The organism is Microbulbifer mangrovi (assembly GCF_002009015.1).
GTDB classification, from domain to species: domain Bacteria; phylum Pseudomonadota; class Gammaproteobacteria; order Pseudomonadales; family Cellvibrionaceae; genus Microbulbifer; species Microbulbifer mangrovi.
In genome coordinates this window covers 1-3741 of the sequence record NZ_LZDE01000154.1, presented here as the reverse complement: position 1 = coordinate 3741, position 3741 = coordinate 1, and the positions used below count along the sequence as shown (strand labels likewise).

Below are 3741 nucleotides of genomic sequence, written 5' to 3'. Positions count from 1 at the left end.
AATTCCGGCGGAACATCCTGGAACGAGAGTCCGCGTCCGGAGTTGGCGGTGAAGGAATCGCGGCCGTTGAATTCGGAACGGGTTGCGGTCATACCGCGGATAATTGCCCCGGAGCCTTCCACACCAAAGTGGTCCGGGTCGTCGGCGCCGGCAAAGCGTTCGATAGAGACCCCGGGCATGCGCTGCATGGCTTCCAGTACACTGCGGTCCGGCAGTGAGCCCATATCTTCGGAGGAGATGGAGTCGACGAAGGTATCTGCGTCGCGCTTGATATCCTGGGCATTCTGCAGGTTGTAACGCACACCGCTGACAACGACCTCCTCGATCGCCTGCGCGGTATCGCTGTCGGTGTCCTCGGTTTCTTCCTGGGCGAGCGCCTGCTGCGCACTGAAGGTGGTCGCCGCCAGCGCGATGATCACTTCGGAAAGCCGGTTTCGGTTGAACTGGTTTCTATTGCGCTGCTGGTTTTTGCGCCGTTTATTATTGAACACGGATGTGCCCCCATCTCGCTTGTCGCCGTCGTACCCAGGCCCGTCAGCCGCGGGCTCACCCATGGCCTGAGAACGTTTGCGGCGGCTTGTTATTTTTACGTTTTAACCGCTCGATTATTGTTTTGGTACCGCTAACAATTTCTAGAATTATTCAGCGCACACCTCCCTGTCAAGGACTTTCAAACACGGAAACTGCGGGAATTCCCTGGCAACTAAAGGTTTTTTACGCCATTCGTTGTAAACGTTTACATCGAATGGTAGCGTTACCGAAAGGTGATCCCCTGAGGCCACCTGCAGCAGTGCACCTGATATCGGCGCCAGAGAATCCGGCGCAGTGAAAAATAACAAGCACTTGCGCGAATGTAGCGATGACAAGCAATGCCCATGCACCGGGCACACTTACCCGTGTGCGTCCGACGAATTCCGCCGCCCGGGCCAGCCCCATCTCTCAACGCGTCAGTTGCCGTTACCGTATCAACAAAAAAAAAGCCCGGAATACCGGGCCAACGGGAAGGGTATCGACCATGAAAAACACGCTGTTCACAACCGCAGTACTGACACTGGCGATTGCCTCCGCCGGCTGTACCGAAAGAAAGGTCAAAGGGCCAAACGCGTCGCCAACCACAGATAACAATACGCCGCCGGTTGCCGAAGCCGGTGCCAACCTGACGGCCTCCTCCGGGAGCGTCGTCACTCTGACCGGCGCAGGCAGTGATGTGGATGGCAGTATCGCCGGCTACAACTGGAGCCAGGCTTCCGGCCCCTCCGTCACCCTGGACACCGATGTCAGTGGCACCGCCAGTTTTACCGCTCCGGCCACCGACGAGACGATTACCCTGACCTTTGAACTGCGCGTCAATGACGACGGCGGCGCAACCAGTCCAGCAGATAGAGTGACCGTCACCGTGTTGCCCGCGCTGAACAAGTTCTTCGGCACCGCTATCGAAGACGCCGGTGATTACAACCAGCTCACCACCTATTTCAGCCAGATCACCCCCGGCAATGCGGGCAAGTGGGGCAGTGTGGAAGCCGAGCGGGACATCATGGAATGGACCGCGCTGGATACCGCACACACGTTTGCCGGTGACAACGACCTGGGCTTCAAATTCCACACGCTGTTCTGGGGCCAACAGCAGCCCGGCTGGCTGGATGGCCTGAGCAGCGAGGAGCAGCGCGCTGAAATCGAAGAGTGGATCGCGGCCGTTGCCGAGCGCTACCCGAACCCGGATATGATCGATGTGGTGAATGAACCGCTGCATGCCCCGCCCGCCTATAAAGAAGCCCTCGGGGGCGATGGCGAAACCGGTTGGGACTGGCTGATTACCGCTTTCGAACTCGCCCGTGCGCACTTCCCGGATTCCAAGCTGATCCTCAACGACTACAACATCCTCAATCTGGAAGATGCCAGCGAAGACTATCTGGCACTGGTGGAACTGCTGCACGGCCGCGAGCTACTCGACGGGGTCGGCGTGCAGGCGCACTTCCTTGAGCAATCCCTCGGCGCCGATGTGGAAGCCAACCTGGATACCCTGGCCAGCGCCGGACTGCCGATCTATATCTCCGAGCTGGACATCAACTTCGCCGACGATGCGCGCCACGCCAACAAATTGCGTGAACTGTTCCGGGTTTTCTGGGAGCACCCCGCCGTCGCCGGCGTCACCCACTGGGGTTACCGCGAGGGCCATATGTGGCGCAGCGAGGCCTGGCTGCTGGCCAGTGACGGTAGCGAGCGTGCAGGCCTGCAATGGTTGAACTGCTACCTGGGCGAAGAGGAAAACTGCGATTTGCTGGTGCCGGAATATGTGCCCGCCGGCTGGTCCGGTACGGAAAACCTGCTCACCCTCGAAGCGGAATTGTATGACGAGGGCCGCGGGGTGCTAGCCACTGGCAACGCCGTGGCACACACCGATGTGGGCGACTGGATTCTGTTTGAAAGCGTGGAATTTAAAGACTCCTGGGACAGCTTTAGCGTGAATTACGCAAAAGGTGCAGGTAACACCGGCAGCCTTTCCGTGCGCCTGGACAGCCTGGATAGCGCCAACGCGCTGCGCGTTGAGTTACCGCCTACCAATGGCTGGGATGATTACCTTACCGTGGCCGCAGATTGGGCCCCCATTGCCGGCAGCCACGATGTGTATATCCGTTTCAACGATGTGAGCGGTGTGGGCAATATCGACTGGCTGCGTTTCGGTGTGGCGGGCGCAGAGCCTGTTGCCAACCTGGTAAGCAACGGCGACTTCGAGCAGGGTGCAGATGGCTGGAGCGCCGGCTGGGCCGGCGGCGCACTGAGTACCTCCGCTGACAAATCGCAGACCGGTAATCGCAGCCTGCTCGCTTCCGGGTTTGGCGGTGGCGCTTACGCGCTTTACGACCTGACCGGTGGCGTCGAAGCCGGTGGCAGTTACCCGGTCAGTCTGTGGGTAAACCTGAGCGCGGCGGACCGTGTGACGGTAACGCGCAAGCTCGCTTGTGCAGGTCTGTCGGACAGTTACAGCTGGCTGACGGACAATGCGGACATCCCGGCAGATACCTGGACGGAACTGACGGCAACCCTGGAAATCCCGGCGGCCTGCGAGCCTACTGAAGTGCTGGTATATCTGGAAAACACAACGTCGGGTACAGATGTGTATATCGATAATGTGCAGGTGACTGCGCCGGTTTCCGGTGAAGAAACCGGCGATGGCAATCTGATCAACGACGGCGGTTTTGAGGGTTCTGCGGTTGCGGGCAACTGGAGTGCCTGGTGGAGCGGTGGCACGGTGCTGGCACTGAGTGATGAGCAGGCACAGGCGGGCTCTCAGAGCCTGAAGGTTTCAGAGCGGGTGGAAAACTCGATGCCCTCTTACGATCTGACGGCGGCGGTGTTACCGGGCACGATTTACGATGTGTCGGTGTGGATACAGCATTCCGGGCCGGATGCGGCACCGGTGACGTTTACCCACAAGCTGGCCTGTGAGGGTGCGGATGATGCGTATGTGGGTATTGCGTCTGCGGAGGCGATGGCGGCGAATAGCTGGACGGAGTTGACTGGCACCATCGAGGTGCCCGGAGACTGCTCGGTGAATGAGTTGCGGGCCTACTTTGAAGGCATCCCTGCAGCCATAGAAACCTTTTATATCGATGAGTTTTCGGTAACACCTCAGTAGCTCCTAAGTAACTCGATAATAACTTCGTAGCCGCGCTTTGTGGCGGCAGAGCACCGGGGATCCGTTTTCAAAACCGCTGTTAATACATCCCTGTACGCTGCGTC

At 59.1% G+C, this 3741-nt stretch carries 2 protein-coding genes; one reads left to right on the top strand and one right to left on the bottom strand.

The genetic code is table 11. The annotated features are described in order from the left end of the window. On the bottom strand, nt 1-419 hold a 419-nt coding region (locus B4U49_RS01005; RefSeq protein WP_239692419.1), incomplete at its 3' end, for a TonB-dependent receptor plug domain-containing protein. 596 nt (nt 420-1015) lie between these two features. Between B4U49_RS01005 and B4U49_RS01000 the strand changes: the two genes are divergently transcribed. Next, nucleotides 1016-3637: an endo-1,4-beta-xylanase gene (locus B4U49_RS01000; protein ID WP_158078524.1), complete on the top strand. Its 2622-nt coding sequence runs from the start codon at nt 1016-1018 to the stop codon at nt 3635-3637. The last annotated feature ends 104 nt before the right edge of the window (nt 3638-3741 follow it).

What these genes read in the sequence shown, in the direction of transcription:
- B4U49_RS01000 (WP_158078524.1), top strand. Translation starts at nt 1,016, where the DNA reads ATGAAAAACACGCTGTTCACAACCGCAGTACTGACACTGGCGATTGCC.